Raw genomic sequence first — 22,222 nt, forward strand, 5'->3', positions numbered from 1 at the left:
TTGGGCGCTTCCGGCACCGGTTCATCGAACCGCACATCAGGATCTTCCGGCGGCGGCGCCTTGATGGCGGCGACGTGGTCGTAGATGGCGCGGATCAGCGGCTCACACCCTTCGCGGGTGAGCGCCGAGATCTCAAAGACCGGGCCCTTCCACTTGTAGCGCTTGACGAAGTCCTTCACACGCTCGGCACGCTCCTCGGCCGGCACCATGTCCAGCTTGTTCAGCACCAGCCAGCGCGGCTTTTCATACAAAGTCTGGTCGTACTTCTGCAGTTCCTTGACGATGGCCTTGGCTTCCTTCACCGGGTCCACGTCCGGATTGAAGGGAGCCAGATCCACCACGTGCAGCAGCACACGGGTGCGCTGCAAGTGACGCAGGAACTGGTGGCCCAGGCCGGCACCTTCGGCCGCACCTTCGATCAAGCCGGGGATGTCGGCAATCACGAAGCTCTTTTCCGGGCCCACGCGCACGACGCCCAGGTTGGGGTAGAGCGTGGTGAAGGGATAGTCGGCGATCTTGGGACGTGCATTGGACACGGCGGCGATCAGCGTGGACTTGCCCGCATTCGGCTGGCCTAGCAGGCCGACGTCGGCCAGCACGCGCAGTTCCAGCTTGACCTTCTTGACCTCACCGGGCCAGCCGGGCGTTTTTTGACGCGGGGCGCGGTTGGTACTGGTCTTGAAATGCAGGTTGCCGAAACCGCCGTCACCGCCCTTGGCCAGCAGCAACGGCACATCCGGCTCCAGCAGTTCGGCGATGACTTCGTCGGTTTCCAGGTCGCGCACGATGGTGCCGACCGGCATGCGCAGGATGATGTCTTCCGCTGCGGCACCGAACTGGTCCGAACCGCGGCCGGCTTCGCCATTGCGCGCCTCATGGCGGCGGGCATAGCGGTAGTCGATGAGGGTGTTCAGGTTGCGGTCTGCCACCGCATACACGCTGCCGCCCCGGCCGCCGTCGCCGCCGTCCGGCCCGCCGAAGGGGATGAACTTCTCGCGGCGGAAACTCGCGCAGCCCGCGCCGCCATTGCCGGCGGCGATGTCGATGGTGGCTTCGTCAACGAATTTCATGGATGGCCTTCTGTCCCGGAGCGGAACAATCGTAATTCATGGTCCGACGCTCCCGCGCGGCCCGAGGTTTCACAAATCGCGCGGTGCGCATTCGTGAGAAAAACAAAAGCCCCGGGCAATGCCGGGGCTCTGGCGTTGCGCAGCGCCGGGACGAACCCGGCCACTGCACATCAGGAACTCAACAACAGATTCAGACCGGCGTAACGACGACGGTGGAACGGTTGTTTTCGCCCTTGACGGTGAAGGACACTTCGCCGTCGATCAGCGCGAACAGCGTGTGGTCCTTGCCCATGCCCACGTTGGTGCCAGCGTGGAACTTGGTGCCACGTTGACGAACGATGATGGAGCCGGCCGACACGGCCTGACCGCCATACACCTTCACGCCCAGCATCTTGGGCTTGGAGTCGCGGCCATTTCGTGTTGAGCCGCCGCCTTTTTTCTGTGCCATGGATTACTCCTTAATGGTTGCGTGGATCAGCCGACGGATCAGCCGTTCACCGCGCTGATTTCCAGCTCGGTGTAGGTCTGGCGATGGCCTTGGCTCTTCTTGTAGTGCTTACGACGGCGCAGCTTGAAGATGCGCACCTTGTCGTGCTTGCCATGAGCCACCACAGTGGCCTTCACGCTTGCGCCAGCAACCAAGGGAGTCCCGATCTTCAGGTCGCCACCGTTACCCACGGCGAGCACCTGCTCGATCACGATCTCTTGGCCAACTTCCGCAGCAATCTGTTCTACCTTGATCTTCTCGCCAGCAGCAACCTTGTATTGCTTGCCACCGGTTTTTATGACCGCGTACATATCAGCCCTTTCAACTAACAACTTTGACTTCACTCAACCACCAGAATCGGCGGTTAGCGCTCCCAGTTCGCTGGCTCGGCATGGTTTTAGCCATGGCGCCAGGCTGCTGGTACTTTTTCTTCGCCAAAGAAAACACTCCGCCAAAAGCGCGGAAGCCGCAGATCCTAGCACAAGGGGTTTCCCGCAGGCAAGCCAAAGGCCCTGCAGGGGCGCAGGGCTGGGGCTTGGCGTCGGCTTTGCGGGTGTCACCGTGCGTCACCGGACAACACAGGGCGAAACTGGGCCACACAGGGCATCGGTAAACCGGCATGGAGGTCGCCGCTGCCGGACCCACGGGGCTGGAAGCGCTACCCAGCCCCGAAGCATTCGCGTGAATTTGTCACACCAAGGATTTGCCGGTGCCATGCCGAGTTCTGAGCGATGGTGCCACGAGGCCCTTTCCCTGCACTGACAACACCCGACCCTCGACGTGAAGGGTCGCGAGATCACGTCAACAAGCGTGCGAGAAACCGCACCCCTCCCCCGGCAAGTCGACAGGCCTTTCTATAATCCGCGTTCCCCCCTTTTGTGAGCCAAGAGTGCAGCCCATTGCCTCTACCCCTGTTGCCGAGGTCCTCGCTGCGCTGAATGCGCAGATGGAAGAGGTCGATGCCGTCATCGCGCGCCGCCTGTCTTCTGACGTTGCCCTGATCAACCAGATCTCCGCCTACATCATTCATGCGGGTGGCAAGCGCATGCGGCCCAAGCTGGTGCTGATGTTTGCCAATGCGCTGGGTGCCGACAGCCCAGCCAGCCGTGAACTGGCGGCGGTGGTTGAATTCATCCACACGGCCACGCTGCTGCACGACGATGTGGTGGACGAGTCCGAGCTGCGCCGCGGCAAACAGACCGCCAACGCCATGTTTGGCAACGCCGCCAGCGTGCTGGTGGGTGACTTTCTCTATTCCCGCGCCTTCCAGATGATGGTGTCGGTGAATCGCATGCGGGTGCTGGAGGTCCTGGCGGACGCCACCAACGTGATTGCAGAAGGGGAAGTCCTGCAGCTGATGAACATGCATGACCCGGATGTGGCGGTGGACAGCTACTTGCGTGTCATTCGCTACAAGACGGCCAAACTGTTTGAAGCCAGCGCCCGTTTAGGTGCGGTGCTGGCCGATGCAGCCGCCGATCTGGAAGATGCCTGCGCCGGTTACGGCCGCGCCCTGGGCACCGCCTTCCAGCTGATCGATGACGCGCTGGACTATGAAGGTAGCAGCGAATCGCTGGGCAAGAACGTGGGGGATGACCTGCGCGAAGGCAAGCCGACGCTGCCGCTGCTGATTGCGATGGAGCGTGGCACCGAGCAGGAACGTGCCCTCATCCGCCACGCCATCGAGCATGGCGAGGTGGAACGGCTGAAGGACATCGTGGAGATCGTGCGCCGAACGGGCGCATTGGAAGCCACCCGTGATGCCGCTCGCGCGGAGATCGAACAAGCGAAGCAGTGCTTGTCTCATTTACCTCTTAACAAGTGGCGAGAAAGTCTGCTAGAATTTGCGGCTCAGTCGGTAGAGAGAAATTCCTGAAGCAGCTCGGTAGTTCAGAGCGGTTTTCAAGAGATTGAACTGATCGATTGAAGCAAAACCATCAACAGATTGCGATCAAACATTGATCCATCCATTGATGGGCACCATCGGGGTGTAGCTTAGCCTGGTAGAGCGCTACGTTCGGGACGTAGAGGCCGGAGGTTCGAATCCTCTCACCCCGACCAGGAATTTCCTTCTAGATCAAGCATTTATGCTGAACTACTCTGCATAGGCATTGATGCCAAGTTAGAGTAAATTCAAGATCTGGGTGTCCCAAAGATGTCCCAAGACCGCAGAGGTTCTTGGGACATTTTTTTTGCGGACTCGCCTACTTCTCGGCTGTGGCGCATAGCCCGAGGCGGAACACCCAAGCAGGATGCCAACCCTCACGCCTCGTTCGGCGCATAACTTCGGACCGGTAGGCAGTCGGTTCGGGAGGGGCTCTACGCCTGTGTCTGGTGCAGTTGCAGTGCAGGCATGCGGCAACAACATTTTCTGGTGCGTCGCGGCCGCCGCTTGCCCGAGGCACCAAGTGCTCTGCGGTACACCTCAAGCGAGATAAACCCGATCGCCTTGCAACCGATAGCTCGTCAGGGGAGGCGAGCCACATGTGGACGCCGCAATACCAGCAGCGCCCGTCCTGATGGTCGAAGGCTTTGCGGCGGAGGGTTTGGATCTTTGATGGCATAGGGACTCCAGGATGGAAAGTCCCCGCTACCGATAGCCGGCCATCACGGGCGCCGTCGCTAACGCGTATCGGCTGTACTGCCCCATAGCGGGTTCAGCGGGCATGGCCTCCCGGCCACGCGCGGCTCCATTTTGCTAAATGCTGCGGCCATCGGCAATGTGGCCGGCCGGGCAAAGAAAAATCCGCCCAGCTTGCGCATCAGGCGGACGAGAAACCAAAGCCGTCGTGCAATAGCCCGCTCAGGGAGGGAAAGCGGGGAACTTGCGTTCAAGAGGAAACATGCCACAGCGAAGCGAGGTGTCGGCTTGGGGCCTTCGATACCATGTCGCAAATGCCGTCGACAAGTAGGGGACGGTTACCCGGGTCTACGATTCCGATGCGCCATGACAGGCCCGGCCTCCCTGTTCAATCTTTGCCTGGCGCTGCAAACGCGAGACTCGCTTGTGACGCGGTCTGCATGACCTTCGCAGACAGGTCCGCGCCGGACACATCCTCGTAGCGTGCCGGGATTCGCTCTTTCAAGCGGAACAACCGCTGATGAGCCGACCGCGTGAGCTGGCCATAGGTCACGGCCTGCACCCTGCCACGCAGCACGCCCTCTTCTTTGAGTTCGATCTCGCGCGTGGTCTTCGCGGTGATCTCATGCCCGACGACGAACGCGCGGAACATCGGCGTGCCGTCGAGCGCGCCGCTGCCAAGAAAGTCCTGGACATAGCCATTGCCCTGGTTCATCTCCTCGCGGCCGATCGCGGAGCGGCCCTTCTTCAGCTCGATGATCAGGACGTTTTGGATCCGCGTCAGCGTGGGATCGGCCGCGTCGAATCCTTCGGTGCCGACAATTGAGCAGGTTGCATCGGCCAACGTCATGATGTCGGGGCGCTGCTTGGCGTTGATGAAGGCCTCTGTCGACAGTCGCTTCTTGAAAACCTTCTCGGCGGCAGTGCGCAGGCTGACGTTCGACGAATATTCGCTACTGTCGAACTCGGGGCCGAATAGCCATCGGGCCTGAGTCACCAGCGGGTGCAGCGTGTGCAGTTCGTCGGCCGCTTCGTCGCCAGCGAGCTTCTCGATGGCCACGATCACCGCCAGGCGATGGTCGATTTCATCCAGCACTGACAGCGCGTCGCGAACCGTCCACTGGCTAAGCAGACGATCGAGCCCCTCGATGTCCGATTCGTCCAGCTTGGTGAGCTTTTCGAGCAGCGCCGCGCCGCCGCGCGCCTTCTCGATGTTGATCAGCGCCTGCACTGCGGCCGATAGCACGTCCTGGGAGACGGTAGGCGTGGCTTTCACCAGATCGCGAGCGAAGCTGGCCACCTCCGCTCGGCCCAGGGGCGAAAGCTCCTTGAAGTCCTCGCGGTTCTTGACGAGGGCTTCTTCGGAGCTCTCCTCAACCAGCGTCGCGGAGAGCTGCGCGAAGACTTTCTTGGCATAGTCGCGTGCGGCCTCGAAGAGGGCATCGACCTTCTTGCCGCTGCGGAAGCGGACCCAGTCTTGCTCGACTTCAGGCAGCCAGCCGTCATCGGCCTTGATGACGATTGAAAAGCGCTTGGCGAAGCGCGCCCGGCCGTCGATCACAGCCTCCGCGCCGACAACCCAGCTTGGCACTCCGACCAGGCGCCCGTTCACCCAGAATGCAATGCCTTGGTAGAGCGTGTATTTGGCCGTCCGCGTCGTGTCGACTACGAAGGCCTCGGCCGGCGGGCAACCAGGGATCTCAAGATCCTGCTTCTCGATGAGTCCCGTTTGGTCGGCCAATGCGACCGACACCCCATTGACCCGGACGACGAACTGAGGATCGTGGACGAAGCGGCCTGCCAGGATCTCCCGGATGGCGTCAGCGTCGGGCAGGTGCCGCTTGACGATGACGGATAGCTTGGTCCCATGCCCCTTCCGGAGAAACGAACCCTCCTTCTCTATCTTGAAGGGGTTCTCTTCGCTCTGGGTGCCGATCTCGAAGCTCGCTCCCTTGTCCTCCCGCCAGGTCTCCACCGAATACTGGTCGGCGAAGCACAGCAGTCCGTGACGGCCGACGCCATTGCGTCCATAGGCCCTGCGACGCCAGCCTTGGCGCTCCGGCGGGAACTCGACCTGCGAGCTTTGATGCTTGAGGCGGTCGTAGCCCAGCTTCATCCATCGGCCTTTGAACTGGCCCGCATTCATGCCATGGCCATCGTCCTCGACCGTCAGAGCAAGCTCATCGGTGGGCGGGATCGTCAGATCCACGAGCGACGCGCCCGCATCCCATGCGTTTGCAACGAGCTCGGTGAGGGCGACCTCAGGGTCTTGGGCGATGCGCCCAAGCGTTCGGACGAGATAGTTCTCCTCGAAAAGCGATCCGGTCGCCGCGTCCGCCTCAGGTTTCGTCTTTGCCACCATGCCTCCCCTTTTTGTTTGAGCCGATAGTTAGGTATCTCACGAATCGTCGTCCATTGGATACCAAGCCTGATAGCGCGCCGATGTGATGGCGACTCGATCACCCTTCTCTTTGAGGTTGCAAGGGCCGCACAGTAACTGCAGATTGGTGACATCGTTGAGGCCCCAGCTCGCCAGGGGCACGATGTGGTCGTAGTGCTCGGTGTCTTCCAGGCTTGCCATACGACTCAGATTAAGATTGCACATCACACAATGGCCGCGGTCGCGATGGAAGACAGCGTCCTTGGCCCACTTCGGCGGTTTTACGCGGACCAGCATTCGATCGTCCATCAGCAGCGACCTATCCAAGTCATCGGCCTCATCAAAGTTAACGCGTCCGAGGATGCGGGAGATGTAGGCATTGAAGTCACGCATCACCATCCGGTTCTGAAATAGAACGTGGAACACCCCGTCGACAGTGATATTCATGAACTTCTCGTAGGCCTCGGAGAGCCAGACTTCCGACATGAATTCGTAAATATCGTCATCGTCGGCATCCGCAAAGCTCTTGCCCATGTCAGCGAGATGCTCGATGAAGCTTTGATGGCCGATGCCGTGATAGTCGAAGGCCTCTTCGATCGGAAGCTTGCATGGGCGCATGTGGGGGAGTGCTTCGGGGATCCGTTCGAAGGACTTCAACATCCTCTTGCGTTCCTCCAAATCCACGCCATCGGATTCCTCTGCATGGACCTGTCTGACCGAGAACTCGATGAACTGGTGGAGAACGGAATACTTCTGAAAGGGCCTCAGCCATCCCGCCCATTGCCCGTCGCAGTGAAAGCCATCCAGTATGCGCAGGTGGTCGGAGGTGTTCCTGATCACTCCATCGACGATCGAGCACAGGCTGTACGTTTCATAGTGCCTCGCCTCGAAGATCAAACCTGCCTTCATTGATCCACCCCTCCAACACGCTGCGCGCGCAAATCCCTGTTAACGCAGATCGGCAGCGCTGACGCCCCACCTCCCAGCGCGTCGGCCCCGAACTCTGACAGATCTACATCTGGTCCTTTGACACGAAGGCACTGTCACGAACGGACGGCTGATACCGATCTGCATCTGGCACCTCGATCGCCCTGACGATTGATCCAAGTGTGGTGTCGCCGTTACCGGCTAGGCTCAGTCCGTACGCTACTGAGAGCCGATCAAAGTCGTCAGCATGCCAGCCGGACTCCACGAGATCCGGCGGTAGAGGCAGGCGCATGCTCTCGACACTGACGTCCCAGCCTCGAGTTCCGTTGATGGAGTCACTGATGGTTCCGTAATACCGCATCCGTGATCCGCCTCCGCACAATAGAAGCGGAATGCGGGCGAGTTGGGTCGATGGAATGCCCTTACCCACCTTTGCATCGTTGATAGTGCCTGCAATCTGCGCGCGGTAGCGCTCGTTCCGGAACCGATCATCTACGTCAGTTCCGACTAGCTCGATGGTGTATCCCCCAAGATATTCGCGAACCGACTCCGGAATGGGTCTCAGTCGGTCGGTCGGCTTTCCTATCGCTTCCAAGTGTTCGAACGCATCGGCGTGTTCCTGCCCTTTGGGCAAATGCGCCTGCAACCATTCGACTCTCGACCTATGGAGACACATAGCTCCATTGAGCTCGACCCTGCTCGAATAGAAAGTAAGGACGCCCTGCCCACGCTGCGGGGCACGCACATGAAAGAGCGCCGAATCCACAGTGCCAGCGCCGACATCGACGAGCATCATCACGGGGCGCGAATTCCAGTCCCAGCGTGCCGATGACATGAAACCCTGCAGCTGCGCACTAACTTCGGGTATGGCGTCTACATCGCTCCAGGCGAACTCGCCCCGGCCAACGGGCTTGCCCAAGGCTTCATCCAAAGAAGCGAGCCTGTACTTATCAACCGTCGCTACAGTTATCGCTGCAGCATCGCGGTCACTAGCGAGATTGGCGGCCGCCCAAGCCAGTCGACGGAACAGCGCTACCGTGGCCGCGTCTTCGTACGAGCGAGTAGCCAGCCCTAGGTTCAAACGCCAGCCAAGTGCATGCCGAGAGTACACATCCCTGTGCTCGGAGAGCATCCAGCCTCTGACGCGTCGGATGACTAGAGCCAGGAATGCGCAACAGTCATTGAACTCTGTCACCGGACTCCGCGCCTTGCATGCGAGCAGCCCCAGCTTCAGGTCCGTGATCCGATGCGCTCCCTGCACCAGCGAGTAGACCTCGCCGGTCCGGAAAACCCGCGAGGGCAGTAGGTAGCCGTCGATGCCTGGAAGCCCCCGACTCAGCGGAACTGGAAAGACGCCGGTCGCCGCGAAGGCATCTCGCACGACAACCTTCGTCGCCGATGTGCCGAAGTCGAGCCCGATGATGAGGTCCGTCGCATTGTCCGGCTCCTCGGTGAGCTGCCCCTCGATGCCGCCGTTGGGAAGGTCAGGCAGACCAGCCGGCTCCGAGGGATCCGGCTGGAAGAGGGGATGCGAGTGGAATGGCGACACTCGCACGAGCCGGGTCACCGGGCGCGGCGGCGCAGGTGCAGGAGCCTGCGCTGTCGGAGCCATCTTCTCCGGCGTACTGACAGTCCGCGCAGCTTTGCGCGCCCCCTTCGCCTCAGCCGATCTCTCGGCGGGGGCCGGCGACGCACGACGGACCTGATCCTTCCAGTACGCCAACTCGCCAGCCGGCCGCTCTGCCTTGCCGATCCCCGCGACTCCTTGCGAATGCGAAAGCGCCGCTGTCTCTGCCGGGCGACCGGGTCTCGCCAGTTCGGCCCCTTTCGAGCCGCTCAGGCCCAGCGCCTCTAGTGCATCCCTCAACTGGGTTCCGAGCTTCATTCTTTCCCCCTGCGCCCCTCACTCCACTAGCACCACCCCGGCACAGACCAGCGTCGAGTCGTGCGCAAGATCCCTGCGCTTGCGGAGTCGGGCTCGCCGCTCTTCCGCACGCTCCTTCACCTTGGACAGCCGCCCCTCGTTGGCCTTGATCGTTCGCGTCTTGCCCTGCGCACGCAGACGATGAATGAGTTCCTGGAGACGCAGGATTTCGCGCGCCTCCTGACGGTCGATCTGGTCCAGCTGGAATGCGATCCGGTCCCGGTTCTCGCGCCCCGCATTCGCCGTGAACGCCGCATAGCGGCGATCGAGCGCCTCCGTCACGAGATCGAATGCATCCCCGACGGCATCGCCGTTCAGTTGCCCGGTTGCGGCCGGCCAAGGCTGCCCGAGCATCGCGGCCACCGTAACGAGGCGTTCGGCGGAGTCTGGATCGAGTCCACGAGCTTCGCCAAGACGAACGGCTTCGAAAGCAAGGCGCTCCGAGTCCTGCTCGCCGCTCAGGCACCACCGGTGGACCGCGAAAACGTGGACCCCGGCAGCGGCGCCTGGCTCGTCCGTGGAAGCCAGCCGCATCGCCGAAACCACAGCGGTGCGGTGCCGATCTTCGGCGTCCAGCCTGCGGCGCACGAATGAGATGAGCGGGTGGTACTGGGAAATCGACTCGGCGTCACTCCGGCTCCTCTTCAGGAGGTTCTCGAAGACGCAGGGCTGGCGTCCGCTAGCCGCCACCGCTAGGCGGGTACGGCTTTGCAGACGCTCCCTCTCGAGGAAATCAGCGAAGTCCGCACGAACGGCCGGGCCGAGATCGATCTCCCATACAGGTTGCTCGCCGTCGCGGATGCGAACCAGCTGGGCACCCTGACAGTACTCGTCGATGAAGTCGCTGACATAGGACTGAATATCCTCGGATGTCACGTATCGGTTCAACTGTCGGGCTGCCGCGATACGCTGCTGCAGATAGTCACCATGCGCCACGAGCCGCCCGGCCTCCTGCTCCAGGTTGTCCTCGATGCGAGACCGTTGCTCGACCGCGACGCACGTCTGCTCGATGACTTCGTTCTCCTCCTCGTCGGACAGCTCGTGCCGGAGCAGATCGAAGCTCATCTCGCGGATCATCTCGCCGAGGATGCCTTCAATGCTGCCCAGCGCGCGCTCGAAGATCCGCAATCGTTCGAAGAGCCTGACGTAGACTCGCTCATCGAGCGAACCGCCGAGGAAGAGATTCAGGATCACGATCCGCTCGGCCTTCTGGCCGATGCGGTCGATCCGACCGATGCGTTGCTCGATTCGCATCGGATTCCACGGCAGGTCGTAATTGACGAGGAGCGCCGAGAACTGGAGGTCGATGCCCTCGCTGGCCACTTCCGAGGCGAGCAGGAGCCGCGGCCCGTCCGGTGCCTTGAACTTCGCAAGAGCCGACGGCTTGTCCATGCCACCCATCAGCACCACCGAGTCGACACCGATCTCTGCGAATCGCTCGGCCAGGTACGTCAGCGTGTCTCGGAAGTACGCGAAAAGCACGACCTTCGCACCTCCCGTGCGCTTCCAGTACTCGAGCAACTGGTCACGCAGCTTCTCAAACTTCGAGTCGTGCCTGCGCAAGGCGTCAAAGTCGCCGACTTCCCGTGCGATGCGCGACAACTGGGCGATCAGGCTGTCGGCATTGACCCGCTTCCCGCCCCTGCTGTCGAACGAAGGGTCGTCGCCGAAGGCGTCCCACAGGATCTGGTCGATCTCCTGTTCCAGGTCCCTGCTCCGGCGGGACCAGGACCTGCAGGCAGCAGCCATGGAACTGCACATCTGTCGCTGCGGGATCGTGAGCAGGAAGCCCTCGGCCATGTCGAGGTTCCTGCAGTACTTGCGCACGGCCGCGGTGACCTGGTCATAGAACTCCGCCTCCACGGACGACATGTCGGCTCGCAACGCCACCGGCTGACGAACGACCCTGCGCTCGTGAACATCCCGCTTCCGCGTCCGGGTAACAACCTTGGTGATTGGATTGATCCGGTCGATCTGCTCGGCCAGCGAGAGCCTGCGACCCACATCGATGAGCGTCTCCTCGTCCAGTGGGGACGCCAGCAGGAACTGGAGAGCTTCGCTCCGCTCGGCGACCTCCGACGTGCGAACGTCCTGCAACGCCGCCTCGATGGCCTCGATATCGGGCTTGCCGCGAAGCAGTAGATCCCGCAGTTCGATCAGTGGTGCGTTCTGCTGCAATGCGTGATCGAAGGACCATTCGTGGGGGAAGGAATCGCTGTCCACCAGGTTGAGCAGATGGAACAGATCCGAATTGCGAAGGTGGACAGGCGTCGCCGAGAGAAGCACCAGATTACCGGCCATCCCGCGCAGCATCTGCCCCAGCTTCGCAGTCTGTGTCTCCGGATTCCGCATGTAGTGCGCCTCGTCAATGATCACGAGGTCGAGCGGCGCATCATCGCCGGCACTGTCGTCGGCGATGCGCCGGAAGCGCGCGGCCAGCGACTGCTCGTCATCGTCGTCCTCGACGTCCGCCAGCGCTCTCAAGCCCTGCATGCTGGCGATCATGGCGAAGGAGGTCCTCAGGTTGCCCGCCGCGTTTTCCAGAGTTTCCACGGCTTCTTGCGCATTGCACTTCCGCGCTTCGACGCCGAACCGGTCCGCCAGTTCCTGCTTCCACTTATCCTGCAGCATCGCGGGGCAGAGCACGAGCAGACGGCGTGCATCTTCCCTGCTGCGAAGCTCGGTCCAGATCAGTCCCGCCTCGATCGTCTTGCCGAGGCCCACCTCGTCGGCGATGAGAATGCCCCGCGAAGGCGAATCGAGAAAAGAAAGGACAGGCTTGAACTGATACGCGTAGAAGTCGGTGTTGGTCGTGTATAGGCTGTAGATGAGATCGGCCAGCTTGCCGCCCAAACGGGCGTGCGTGAGCGCCGAACGCAGGTCTCTTGGCCGACCGAAGCGCAGCTGGCGCATGTCGGCGAAGGGGTTAGCACCTTCGTCGGCAACGGGTTCCAGCGCAAGACCAGGAACGAACTCCGTACGGTCCGGGAAAATCACCTGCCAACGAGGTGACGCCGGATTGCCCGCAGTCTGGCCCGAAAGCACACCGACCCGCACCGGATTGGACTTCAGGCGTACCCGCTGGCCGGCTTGGTATCCAGAACTCATATGTGGCCGACCCTTTGCATGAGGCGATGATCTCCCGCGGGTGGCTCACTGGATGAGCCATGCTGTCCGCGCTGCCCGCCTGCGTTCATGGGAGGGCATTCCACTTCGCGAGCCGCCCGATGGCCCTGAGCTTGCCCATTCCCAGTACCCCAGGGACAAGTCCCGGGACAGCTACTCATCCTTAGCGCTCGCTGCCATCCTGGATGCGAACGCTGCGGCCTGTCCGGCATAGGCCGGGCGAGCGCTGTCCTGGAGGAAGGTGTGGAGGAGACAACGGGCTCGTGACAAGCCAGCGTAGTGCAACATCGTCCGGTCGGGCTGTCCGATATCTTCCATGTCGATGGCAAGCACCACCATCCGCTCAAGACCCTTAAAGGAATGCATCGTCGCGAAGACCAGATCTCCGTCTTTCGCCGCAGCAGCATCGACCAGCGGGACCCCTCCGAGGCTACTGACGTCTGAAACAAGGGACTTGTCGCGGGCCCGTGTCGAGAGGATGGCGATGTCCTGAGGGCGGATGTCCTGCCTGAGCAGCCTTGACACCGTGGCTTCGAGCAGTGCCAGCAGCGCCTTCCGATCACGCGCGTAGGCGTTTTCGCACTCGGGCCCTTCGGGCGCTCCCTCGATCGCGAGATCGATGCCCGAGATGATCGAGGCCTGTACCGCGACCTGGCGCGTGTTGCGGCAGTTTTCGAACAGATCGTCGAATGCCGGTTGCGCTTCGGCCAGTCGCTTCTCGACGAGATCCTGGACCTCGACGCCGTAGATATTCTGGTTCCGATCTAGAAAGATGTGCCATCGCCCACGATTGATGCCGGCATCGCCGAGCATCAGGTCGAAGGCATCGATGTTGTCGGGCGTGAGGAGATCCTGCGCTTCGTCGATCACGAGCGCGTCCCAGGACGGGAGTCCGATCTCCAGCGATGCCTCCACGAAGGTCCTCGGGAAAACTTCGGCGAACAGTTCCTGGTCGTTGGACGCCGCTCCTAGCCTGTCCAGAAGGCCAGCCTTGGAGATCACCTCCCGATACAGCAAATGGACGTGCCTGACGTCGATCCTTTCGGCAAGAGGGTCGGTCGCGAGGCCCGAGCAAACATGTCTGGCCAGCAGCTGATTGAAGCAGAGGAAGAGGACCCGGAGACCTTGAGCAGCGAGCTGTCTTGCTCGTTCGACAGCGATCACCGTCTTGCCGGTGCCGGCCTTGCCCCTCACGATCGTCCGCGGGTTCGCAGACATGCGCCGCGACGCGCGGATCTGGTCTTTGGACAGCTGGACCAGCTTGGACTCGACGCCGGTCAGGTAGCTTCCCAGGCTGAAGGCCGACTCGACGTCGGGTCGCAGCACCTGCCGCGCTCGCTGGATGTCGCTCTTCGTCGGCATCCTCGGCGTGCGGCCGTGCTTTGCCTGGTATGTTGCTATCCAATGCCTCTGCAACCGCCCGATGTAGTAGCCGAGGTTTGCCCTGAACTCGCGCTTGTCGAGCAGGACCGCAGGCTCGATCTCCGCACCTGTGGTCGTGAACGTTTCCATGGGCATCACGACACCGAAGCCATCCAGGATGCTTTCGAAGGCCGGGGCGGCCTCGATCAGCTTCTTGCGGACCGCGAACATGGTGCCCTTGGCCTGCGTCCACGGATCCTCACGCTTCTCGTACGAGCCGCTGTCAGGGTTGCCGAAGGTCCAAACGCCATCGAGGCACGAGACCCGGCCCCCCTTCACCTCGAGCGAGAAGAACCCCTTGGTCGACAACACGACGATGTCCGCCTCGCCCCAGATCTTGGTCTCGTGGCCGTGCAGCCCGAGCGAGTGCAGCACGATCCAGTCCGCATCGAGATCGCGCCCCAGCTTCTCGTAGACGATCCGCTCGCCATACGGGCACTTCTTGGGCTGGTCCGGAATGAGGGTGGCCATGTTGTCAGTCCGCGAGGTCGTCGAAGTAGCCCTGCCAGTGTCCGAACTCGGATGTCTCCGGCGAACCGACGAGCATGGTTCGATCAAGCTCGCGGTTGAACTTCTCGCAGGCGGTCTCCGGGACCAGCAGACAGCAATGGCAAGCAGCGCCGCTGACGCGGTCACCGGACTGGGCAGGATCGGTCTCAAGACACACCGGATCGCTGCCGCACCAGCGCGCGTTCCTGATGGTCTGCAGAACGATCCTCTCGAGCTGTTTCGGGTCGGCCAGGCGCACCAAGCCGCCTAGACTGCCCTCGGAGTCGGGCGACCCTGTGTAGATCAGGACGCCGTTCATGGCTGGACGCAATGGATCGGCGTCGCTCACGTAGAGCCTCTCGCGGAGCGCCGATGAAGAGTAGCCGCAGTCGATCGAGATCGTGCGGATCAGCGCATGCGCGAAGGAGTGGACCAGCAGCAATCTTGCCGTGATCCGGTAGTCGCGGAGATAGCCCCGATCGTTGGCGATCGCCGCGGAGCGCGTCTCCAGGACACGGACCCGCGCCGAGATGTCCGGATTGGCTTCCACCCAGGCGTCCACGGTCTCGGTCCGGAACCGGAGGAACATACCCTCGCCGCGGATCTCGGCCGCCGGCAGCCAATTGCGAGCCGTCTTCGACAGTGGCGAGACCTGCCCGTCCTGTATCGCCTTGGCGATGCGTTCACCGCTGACCGGAAAGGGCTCGATGCGACTGAAGCCTGCGAGCGCCCTCACTTCGCGCAGACGCGAGACCGCACCGACGAGGTCGAACCATCGCGCGATCGCCTCAGGCGGGTCCGACACAGCATTGCAGAACTGCGGCGCAATGCCTCCCACGATCGGATCGTCACGGTCGTTCGAGAGAGCCGCATACTCCTCGGCCCTGGAACCCGCGTCGGTGAACTCGCCATGCGTACCTTCGATCTTCTGCTTCTCGCGGTAAGCGGCCATGAGCGCGTCGAGCGGAATGTCATAGGTGTTCGCGAGGTTCGTGAGAACGGGCGCAACAGCTTCGGCCGGAAGCGCACCAAGGGTCATCCAGTGCCCCTCGATGATCTGGAACGTGGCCTCCGAGACCGGTGGAATGGACAGCGCGGACGCCACCACGGGAAAGTGTGCGTTCGATGCGCCGCGCTGGATCACGCGTGGCGGCGAGTCACAGCCCGGTTGCCTGTCGTGCAGCCAGGGACGTCTGCCGTAGCAGTTCGTGCCCTTGAGACTCTCTGGCCTGAACGCATCGCCCATGGACTCCGAGGAGCCGCACTTCTGGCAGTGCACGTATAGATCGGCAAGCGCGGCCGATTTGCCTCTTGACTTGAGTTCGAGTGTGGGCCGGTCGCACACGCCTCCGTCGCGCCTTCGATGCGCCCACCATGCCCACGGAAACTCATCCATGTGGCCCTTGCGACAGGCGAGGACGAAACGGACTGGCGTGGTGAATACCGGTCTGCCGTGCGCGGTGCACTCCAGCTGGCTTCCGTCGGCAGACAACTGGAACGGGTCGCCCTCGGTTCCGATGCGATGGCACTTCGGACACTCGTGCCACGCCGGGAATCGAATGGCAGGCGCCGAGTGCGCAGGATCGACACGGCCCGATGGACCGAGATCCTCAGACACGGGAGGCAAGCGGAAGTGGCTGACCCCGAGCTGTGCCTGGAGCCGTGCCTCACCGATGGTGAGCGAGGGCAACCTGGTCGCACTCTCCCAGTCCTCCAGGCCCATGGGCATGAAGGACCCCTTCTCCAGATCAATGATGGCACCGATGCCGTAGGTGGCGATCAGCTGCGATCGGCGCACCTTGCCCAGAGGCTCCACTCCCGCGACGGCCGCCGGACCGGCCTTGGCGGGCGCTCTTGACCGGAAGGTCTTCTTCGCTGTGGCCACTACGCACCTCCTGTCTTGCGAGGAATGACCTTGAGGACGAACGCTGTGGACGGCTCGACCTCGCGCATCGTGTTCGGTGTAGGCCACGCGAGATTGCCGGCAGCGACACCCTCTTCCGCCGAGTACATGAGATGCGGAGCCGTGCGTCCGAATGGCGCTTTCTTCTCCCAGTACCGGAGGCGACCGGACGCGGATCGCGCGTCATGGCTTCTGCGTCCCCACGTCTGGAGGATGGCATCAAGGTCCGCCTTTGTGTCCTCGGCTTCCATGCCTTCGGAGACGGCCGACACGCGCAACAGGATCGCCTGGACCAGATCGTGGACCGCTTGACTGGACGGATCGAAACGCGTCGCGTCCTCGTCGCCTCCCAGACCGGGCACAAGGTGCCTCACGACGGAGGCGACCACCGCGTGCAGCGCCTTGTCCCTGGCACGCGGCGCCCATGGCGTGACACTCGTGGCCTCGACGCTTCGATAGAGCGCACTGTGATAGCTGCGGAAGTGTTCGAAGTGGGACAGGTCCCTGGGCCGTCCGAAGTTGTAGAGCGTGATCACCAGGCCCGGGATGCCGCGACCGACCCGGCTGCTGGCCTGGATGTACTCGGCAGTCGACTTGGGTTGTCCGTTGACGACCATCAGCCCGAGCCGCGGCACGTCCACGCCAACCGAGATCATGTTCGAAGCGAGGACGGCATCCTTCGGCGCAGCGAATTCGAACGGATCGGCCTTGAACTGCGCGAGTGTCGTCGAGAGCGCATGGAGCAACCCCGGCAACTCGCGCGACGACTTGCGGCTGCTCAGCTCCTCGGGTTCCAGCTCGAGATCGCGCCTCTTCGCGGCGAGACGCCCCGCGAGGAACTGCATCTGGCGCGGGACGTCATCCTGCATGAGGACATAGGCACCGCCCAGCTCTCGTAGGCTGTTGAAGTACGCGACGCAGGTCCAGTACGCGTCGATCGATGCATCGTCGGCCTGGCCTCGCTCGGCAAGCGTCGCCGCCGATTGGAGCAGTGCCGCTATCACGGCCTGTAGTGCGAACTTCGGGCTGCGCCCTGCAGTCGGGATGCCGATGTAGAGCCTGTCAGGACCGGCGGAATCGCGGACCGCGAAGAAGGAATCCGACGCATCGAACCCGGGTGGCGGGAACTGCAGAACACTCCTGTCGAAGAGGGCACGCACCTGCTCGGCCGCGTGACCAATGGTGGCTGTCGAGCCGATAACCTTGGGCCGCACCTTGCCCCGGGTGCAGATGAGATCGACGATCGTCTCGTAGAGACCTGCCATCGATCCGAGCGGTCCCGATATGAGGTGCAGTTCGTCCTGGATGATGAGCCCCGGCGGCAGCCCGCCATCGAGGCCGAAAATGCGCCTGATGTCGGTTCGTCTCGGCAGCTGTGCGAACTTGTCGATGGTCCCGATCAACAGCGACGGTGGAGACTCGTAGATGGTGGCATCGACGGTCAGGACGGGCAGCGGCCGGCCACCCGTCTCGCAGTCCGTCTGGCCGCAAGTGATGTCGATCCGTGGCTGCAGGGGATCGGCCCGGTACGCGGTCCCCCTGAGCTCCGATCCGCACACCGGGCAGCGGAGCAGTTGCCGCGGCGTGGACTTGGGCTTCTGGTCCGCGTGCTCCTGCTCTAGCGCCTCCCGCGCATCCTCCATCAGGTTCGGCGTTGCTTCGCCGCCGACGTAGAGCCCGAGCGAGATGCGCGCCTCACCCAGACGCATGTCGGACTCGCGGATCGCGTCGCACGCGGAGATGAGGGATGCGGCGCGCTGAAACTGCTGCACGGTCAGCAGCCGAAGCGTGTAGCGCATCAGAACGTCAACACCACCATGCTCGCGACGGTGTCCGTCGGTCAGCCGCCGGTGGAAGATCTGGAATGCCGTCAGCGCGAGATAGGCTTCGGTCTTGCCGCCGCCGGTCGGGAACCAGAGCAGGTCCATGCATTCGCGATCGTCCAGGCCAGGATCAGCCAGTCCGGGAATGACCAGCAGCATGAAGGCCAGCTGGAAGGGGCGCCACTGAAGCGGTCTCGGATGTTCTTTGGCGCGATATCTCGACTGTCGATCCATTGCGGCATTAGCCAGCGCGAAGGCGCTCCAGGCAGCGCCATCGCTGCGGAGCTTGTCCACGCCAGCTCGGATGCGATTCAGGGTCGAACTGCATCTCTCGAGGTTGTATTCGGCTGCTTTCCGCAGATCCCCATGGAACTCCGCGAGGCGAGCGCGCAGGTGCCGGTCGATCCACTCCGCGTACCTATCCGCGAAAGCCGCGAGTGCCTCGACGACGGCCGCACGCTCGGACTCCCGTGAGAGGAACTCGGCCTTCAGCGCATCCGGATAGGAAGTTCTGAACTCGTCGAGGAAGGCGTGGCCGTCAGGACTAGTGCCAAGCACGCGGGTGTCGGGCAGCCAGGCCGTGCTCACATGGCCGACGGCCGCGATCGCATCCGGCGGCCAAGTGGCGGCCACACCGTGTCCCACCGCGAACTCGCGAACGTCCCGGTACAGCAGCGAGTTCACCAGCGAGTCCTCGTCGCCGCCCGTGACCGGCGGCGCACTCCGGGGGTAGATGCCCGGCGACTCGTCAACAGTCGCTTCGACCACGATGCCCGCCTGGAACAGGCAACGCGCATCACGGGGTCCGGCATCCTCGTCGTCAGGCTCCTCGTTGATCAGCGTCACGGTGTAGACATGCTGCGCAGGTCCGATGCGCCTTCGGACGTGGAGCGCAAGGCGCTTGTCCGTGATGCTCACTCCTCGGGCGTCGACGAACTCATTGATGCGGAGGGTTCCCGACTGCTCTGCCGGCGACAGGCGGACCGAATAGCCCAGCGGACTGCGCTTCCACGCCTTGCGAACCTGTGCGACCTTTGGCGCTGGCTCCTCCGCGGCGGAGGCCGGGTTCGAATCGGGGGCGAGCTCCACCGGCGCGTACCGGGAGGTTTCCCCTAGGCCGATCGTGACCGTCGCCTCCTTGGCCACGGCGAACGTGATCCCGATCGAGCACGGACGGATGGCGCGGTATCCAGGGATCGAGGCCTCCACCGCCGACGCCGGATCACTGCCGCTGTCGAGCCCGGCGTCGTCGTCCGTTCCGTCCAAGGCTGCGCCGCGCGGCCAGAGGATGCCGGTCAGGTAGGTGTCCACTGGCGCGGACTCGATGATCTCGTCGGGAGCCAGCGGCCCCATGAGCAGTGCGCTCGCTAGTCCGGCGAGATCCGCCCTTACCTGCTCCTGTTGCTTGTGGTCATTTGCCATTGCGCTTCCAGGTCTTGAAGTCACCCGTGCCGAAGAGCGTGATGCCCAACCACAGGCGGCTTGACCGCCAGGGTTCCGGGACCGCCTCGTCAGCGTCGCCCCGGGCGCACAGGGTGACGATCTCGCCGATGCGGAGATTGAAGATCGTGTTCGGCAACCACAATCCTTCGTTCCACAGGTACGCGAGGAGATCGTCGGTCACCTGCTGGGTGGTCCGTGCGAGCCTCCGGCCGGCCTTGGTGCCTTCCTGCAGGCAGATTTCCCATCGCGCATCCCGCATACGGGATTCCTCTTCATCGGAATCCAGCCGCTTCAGTATGACCTTGTGCCCGCGAAGCTGCGCCGCTGCGGACGCAAGCATCTGCTGCAGTTCGGTGACCTTCTCGCCGCCGCCATGGAATTCGGCGTCCACGAGGCTCTGAGGGTCGATGTCCCCCGCAAGACCGAACTGGAAATTCGTCAGCCTTCCGGTCTTGCCGGGTGACCCAAGCATCGCGAAGCGACTTCGTCCGGTTCGGAGCGATTCGTCGTACGGTCCCGCATACACGCAATCGGACGGTATCCTGTTCAGCACCTTGCCCGCCCGTGTCACCGCGACGAATCCGACGTTCGCGAGTTCCAGCGGATCCTCGGGTTCCTTCTGATTCTTCCTGGCGCGAGGGTCGAGAAGCGACACATTGTCGAACTCCATACCCTTGGCCTGGTGGACGGTCGTGATGTAGACAACGGCTTGCTCAATCGTCTGATCGTCGGGAAACGAATCGGGCCATGGGAGCCGTTCGCGCAGATCTCCCATGTCGATCGACGTGGTGTCGTCGCTCGCGCCACTGGCACGCGCGAGCCTGCTCCAGCAAGCCTGAAGGGATGGCATGTTCAGCGCCGTGCGCGCCTCCGGAGCAATCTCTTCCAGCGCCTTTTTGTAAATCAATTCGAACGTCGATCTAGCGACGCTCTGGGGCTTGAACCGCCAGAGTAGTGCAGCGATCCAGGCAGGTGCCGGCGGCGTCTCGCCCGCGGTCCGAAGTCGAACCGACACCGTCGGGCCTTCGACCTTATCCCCAAGCAGCATCTTCGCAACTCGCAGAGATTCGCCGTTGGTGCGTGTCAGGATGGCTACGGAGCCCGCAGGCAGACTCGCGAGCCATTCAGAACTGAGCTGAGTTTCCGCTGGCATTCCAGGGATCCGCTCCAAGAACCGCTCCATAGCGGACAGCTTCCTGGGGGCGGTGAGATCCTCACTCTGCAGGATCTTCCGCAGACTTGCCGCCATGATGGCCAGTTTCTCGGTGGAACGATAGTTTCGCGTCAACGACACCTCGCGCAGCTCGGGCCCCATGACAGTCTCGAGCCGTTTCCATGGATCCTCGTCCAAGCCGTGACCGCTCGCGCGTGCCGCCCATCTATAAATCGATTGAACGGGGTCACCCAGCACCGTGAAACCTACACGTCGGCCATCCACATTTAGGCGAGATAGAAGCGCGATGACCATAGCTGCGCGGACACCGGGCAGGTCCTGAAACTCATCGACAATCACATGGCGAATGCCTGCAAGTCGATCGGCAACGACTGAATTCGCTCGGTCGGCTAAGGCGGCTGTGGCCGCCTCGATGTTCTCGTCGTGCTGCCGGCCCAACAGTTGCGGCACGGCCGCACCGCACTGCCTGAGGATTCGGAACGCCCAGGAGTCGAAGGTGCGGATTGCCAAGTGCCGGAGGTCCTCCACGACGTGCTCGTCAGCGAGATGCAGTCGGGCAATGCGGCGGGTGAGCATGGCGACCGCACTTCGAGAGAAGCTGAGGACCAAAATTTGCGCCGGCAGCAGGCCCGTGCTGATGAGGTGCGCAAGCCGCATCGACGCGACCTGCGTCTTCCCGGTTCCAGGTCCGGCTACGACCAGCAACCAATCCAAAGGCGAAGCGCTGATAACAGCAGCCTGCTCGGGATCAGGTACGAACTTTTCTACCGCAAATGCACGAGGGCCGAGCCCCGCCGGCTGATGAAGACTCGCACCGCCGATGCCTGTAACCTCGTCAATCTGTCCGGCTCCCCCCACCCTGAGTCACCCTTTTGTTTAGTTATGCGTCTTGCTTTACAAAGAGTATCACGGACTTTTCCGTAGTCTGAAGCATCGCGTTGCGCCAGTCATCTATGTACGCATAGCGTATCGTGCTCACCATGGCCGATATCGTCAGCCCAGCCAAGCGCAGCCAGATGATGTCCGGCATCAAGGGCAAGAACTCTCTACCTGAGATGCTGGTCCGCAAGGCGCTGTTCGCGATCGGGCACCGCTTCCGACTGCATCGGCGTGACCTGCCAGGCACGCCCGATATCGCCATGCCGGGCCGCAAGATCGCGATCTTCGTTCACGGCTGCTTCTGGCACGCGCACCAGGGGTGCAAATACGCCAAGATGCCATCAACGCGGCCTGAGTTTTGGGCGGCCAAGCTCCAGGGCAATGTCGATCGTGACCGACGCGCTGCCGACAAGCTCGCGGAGATGGGCTGGCGGGTGCTCAATGTCTGGGAATGCTCAACGCGTGACCCGGGGTCCGCTGCGGAATTGCCTTTGGCGCTCAGAGCTTGGATCGACAGCGGTGCACCTGCGGGTGAAATCAGCGCTCAAAGCCTCGCAGCGGCCTCCTTGCGATAACCTGCAGTCCCACCACTCC

At 62.6% G+C, this 22,222-nt stretch carries 13 protein-coding genes, 1 tRNA gene and 1 pseudogene; 3 read left to right on the plus strand and 12 right to left on the minus strand.

Features of this window, described 5'->3' with window-relative positions:
- Positions 1-8: 8 nt before the first annotated feature.
- From cgtA to rplU, 3 genes and pseudogenes are all read right to left on the minus strand, one after another.
- Positions 9-1,070: pseudogene (cgtA, locus tag OU995_RS27245) on the minus strand (Obg family GTPase CgtA); the annotation flags it as partial.
- Between the two features lie 190 nt (positions 1,071-1,260).
- Positions 1,261-1,518 carry a 50S ribosomal protein L27 gene (gene rpmA, locus OU995_RS27250; protein ID WP_058934001.1) on the minus strand — a complete coding sequence of 86 codons (258 nt, stop codon included), beginning with the start codon at positions 1,516-1,518 and terminating at the stop codon, positions 1,261-1,263.
- A 38-nt stretch (positions 1,519-1,556) separates the two neighbouring features.
- Positions 1,557-1,868, minus strand: a complete 312-nt coding sequence (gene rplU / locus OU995_RS27255) for a 50S ribosomal protein L21 (RefSeq protein WP_058934000.1) — start codon at positions 1,866-1,868, stop codon at positions 1,557-1,559.
- 635 nt (positions 1,869-2,503) lie between these two features.
- Here rplU and OU995_RS27260 point away from each other — a divergent pair.
- Positions 2,504-3,433: a polyprenyl synthetase family protein gene (locus OU995_RS27260; RefSeq protein ID WP_267836404.1), complete on the plus strand. Its 930-nt coding sequence runs from the start codon at positions 2,504-2,506 to the stop codon at positions 3,431-3,433.
- 108 nt (positions 3,434-3,541) lie between these two features.
- Positions 3,542-3,618 (plus strand) — tRNA-Pro (locus tag OU995_RS27265).
- A gap of 143 nt (positions 3,619-3,761) precedes the next feature.
- Here OU995_RS27265 and OU995_RS27665 read toward each other — a convergent pair.
- The 9 genes from OU995_RS27665 to OU995_RS27305 all read right to left on the minus strand — a co-directional run bounded on the left by OU995_RS27665 (position 3,762) and on the right by OU995_RS27305 (position 21,607).
- Positions 3,762-4,121: an HNH endonuclease gene (locus OU995_RS27665; RefSeq protein ID WP_420714781.1), complete on the minus strand. Its 360-nt coding sequence runs from the start codon at positions 4,119-4,121 to the stop codon at positions 3,762-3,764.
- A gap of 405 nt (positions 4,122-4,526) precedes the next feature.
- Positions 4,527-6,500 carry an ATP-binding protein gene (locus OU995_RS27270; protein WP_267833282.1) on the minus strand — a complete coding sequence of 658 codons (1,974 nt, stop codon included), beginning with the start codon at positions 6,498-6,500 and terminating at the stop codon, positions 4,527-4,529.
- Positions 6,501-6,536: 36 nt separating this feature from the next.
- Complete coding sequence (locus OU995_RS27275; RefSeq protein ID WP_267833283.1) at positions 6,537-7,427, minus strand: HNH endonuclease; 891 nt, start codon at positions 7,425-7,427, stop codon at positions 6,537-6,539.
- Positions 7,428-7,530: 103 nt separating this feature from the next.
- Entirely contained in the window at positions 7,531-9,330 is a 1,800-nt protein-coding gene (locus OU995_RS27280; protein ID WP_267833284.1) for a hypothetical protein, read from the minus strand.
- Between the two features lie 18 nt (positions 9,331-9,348).
- Positions 9,349-12,477: an SNF2-related protein gene (locus OU995_RS27285; protein ID WP_267833285.1), complete on the minus strand. Its 3,129-nt coding sequence runs from the start codon at positions 12,475-12,477 to the stop codon at positions 9,349-9,351.
- A 171-nt stretch (positions 12,478-12,648) separates the two neighbouring features.
- Positions 12,649-14,388, minus strand: a complete 1,740-nt coding sequence (locus OU995_RS27290; RefSeq protein WP_267833286.1) for a nuclease-related domain-containing DEAD/DEAH box helicase — start codon at positions 14,386-14,388, stop codon at positions 12,649-12,651.
- Positions 14,389-14,392: 4 nt separating this feature from the next.
- Positions 14,393-16,291: a DUF1998 domain-containing protein gene (gene drmB / locus OU995_RS27295; RefSeq protein ID WP_267833287.1), complete on the minus strand. Its 1,899-nt coding sequence runs from the start codon at positions 16,289-16,291 to the stop codon at positions 14,393-14,395.
- The gene (locus tag OU995_RS27300) at positions 16,291-19,554 is read right to left on the minus strand and encodes a helicase-related protein (protein WP_267833288.1); all 3,264 of its coding nucleotides are present in this window, start codon (positions 19,552-19,554) and stop codon (positions 16,291-16,293) included. Before OU995_RS27300 ends, drmB begins: the two co-directional genes overlap by 1 nt.
- Entirely contained in the window at positions 19,544-21,607 is a 2,064-nt protein-coding gene (locus OU995_RS27305; protein ID WP_267833289.1) for a UvrD-helicase domain-containing protein, read from the minus strand. Before OU995_RS27305 ends, OU995_RS27300 begins: the two co-directional genes overlap by 11 nt.
- Positions 21,608-21,729: 122 nt before the next feature.
- Here OU995_RS27305 and OU995_RS27310 point away from each other — a divergent pair, with 122 nt between their 5' ends.
- The gene (locus tag OU995_RS27310) at positions 21,730-22,203 is read left to right on the plus strand and encodes a very short patch repair endonuclease (RefSeq protein WP_267833290.1); all 474 of its coding nucleotides are present in this window, start codon (positions 21,730-21,732) and stop codon (positions 22,201-22,203) included.
- Positions 22,204-22,222: the final 19 nt, after the last annotated feature.

It is taken from the genome of Roseateles sp. SL47, assembly GCF_026625885.1.
Classification (GTDB): domain Bacteria; phylum Pseudomonadota; class Gammaproteobacteria; order Burkholderiales; family Burkholderiaceae_C; genus Roseateles.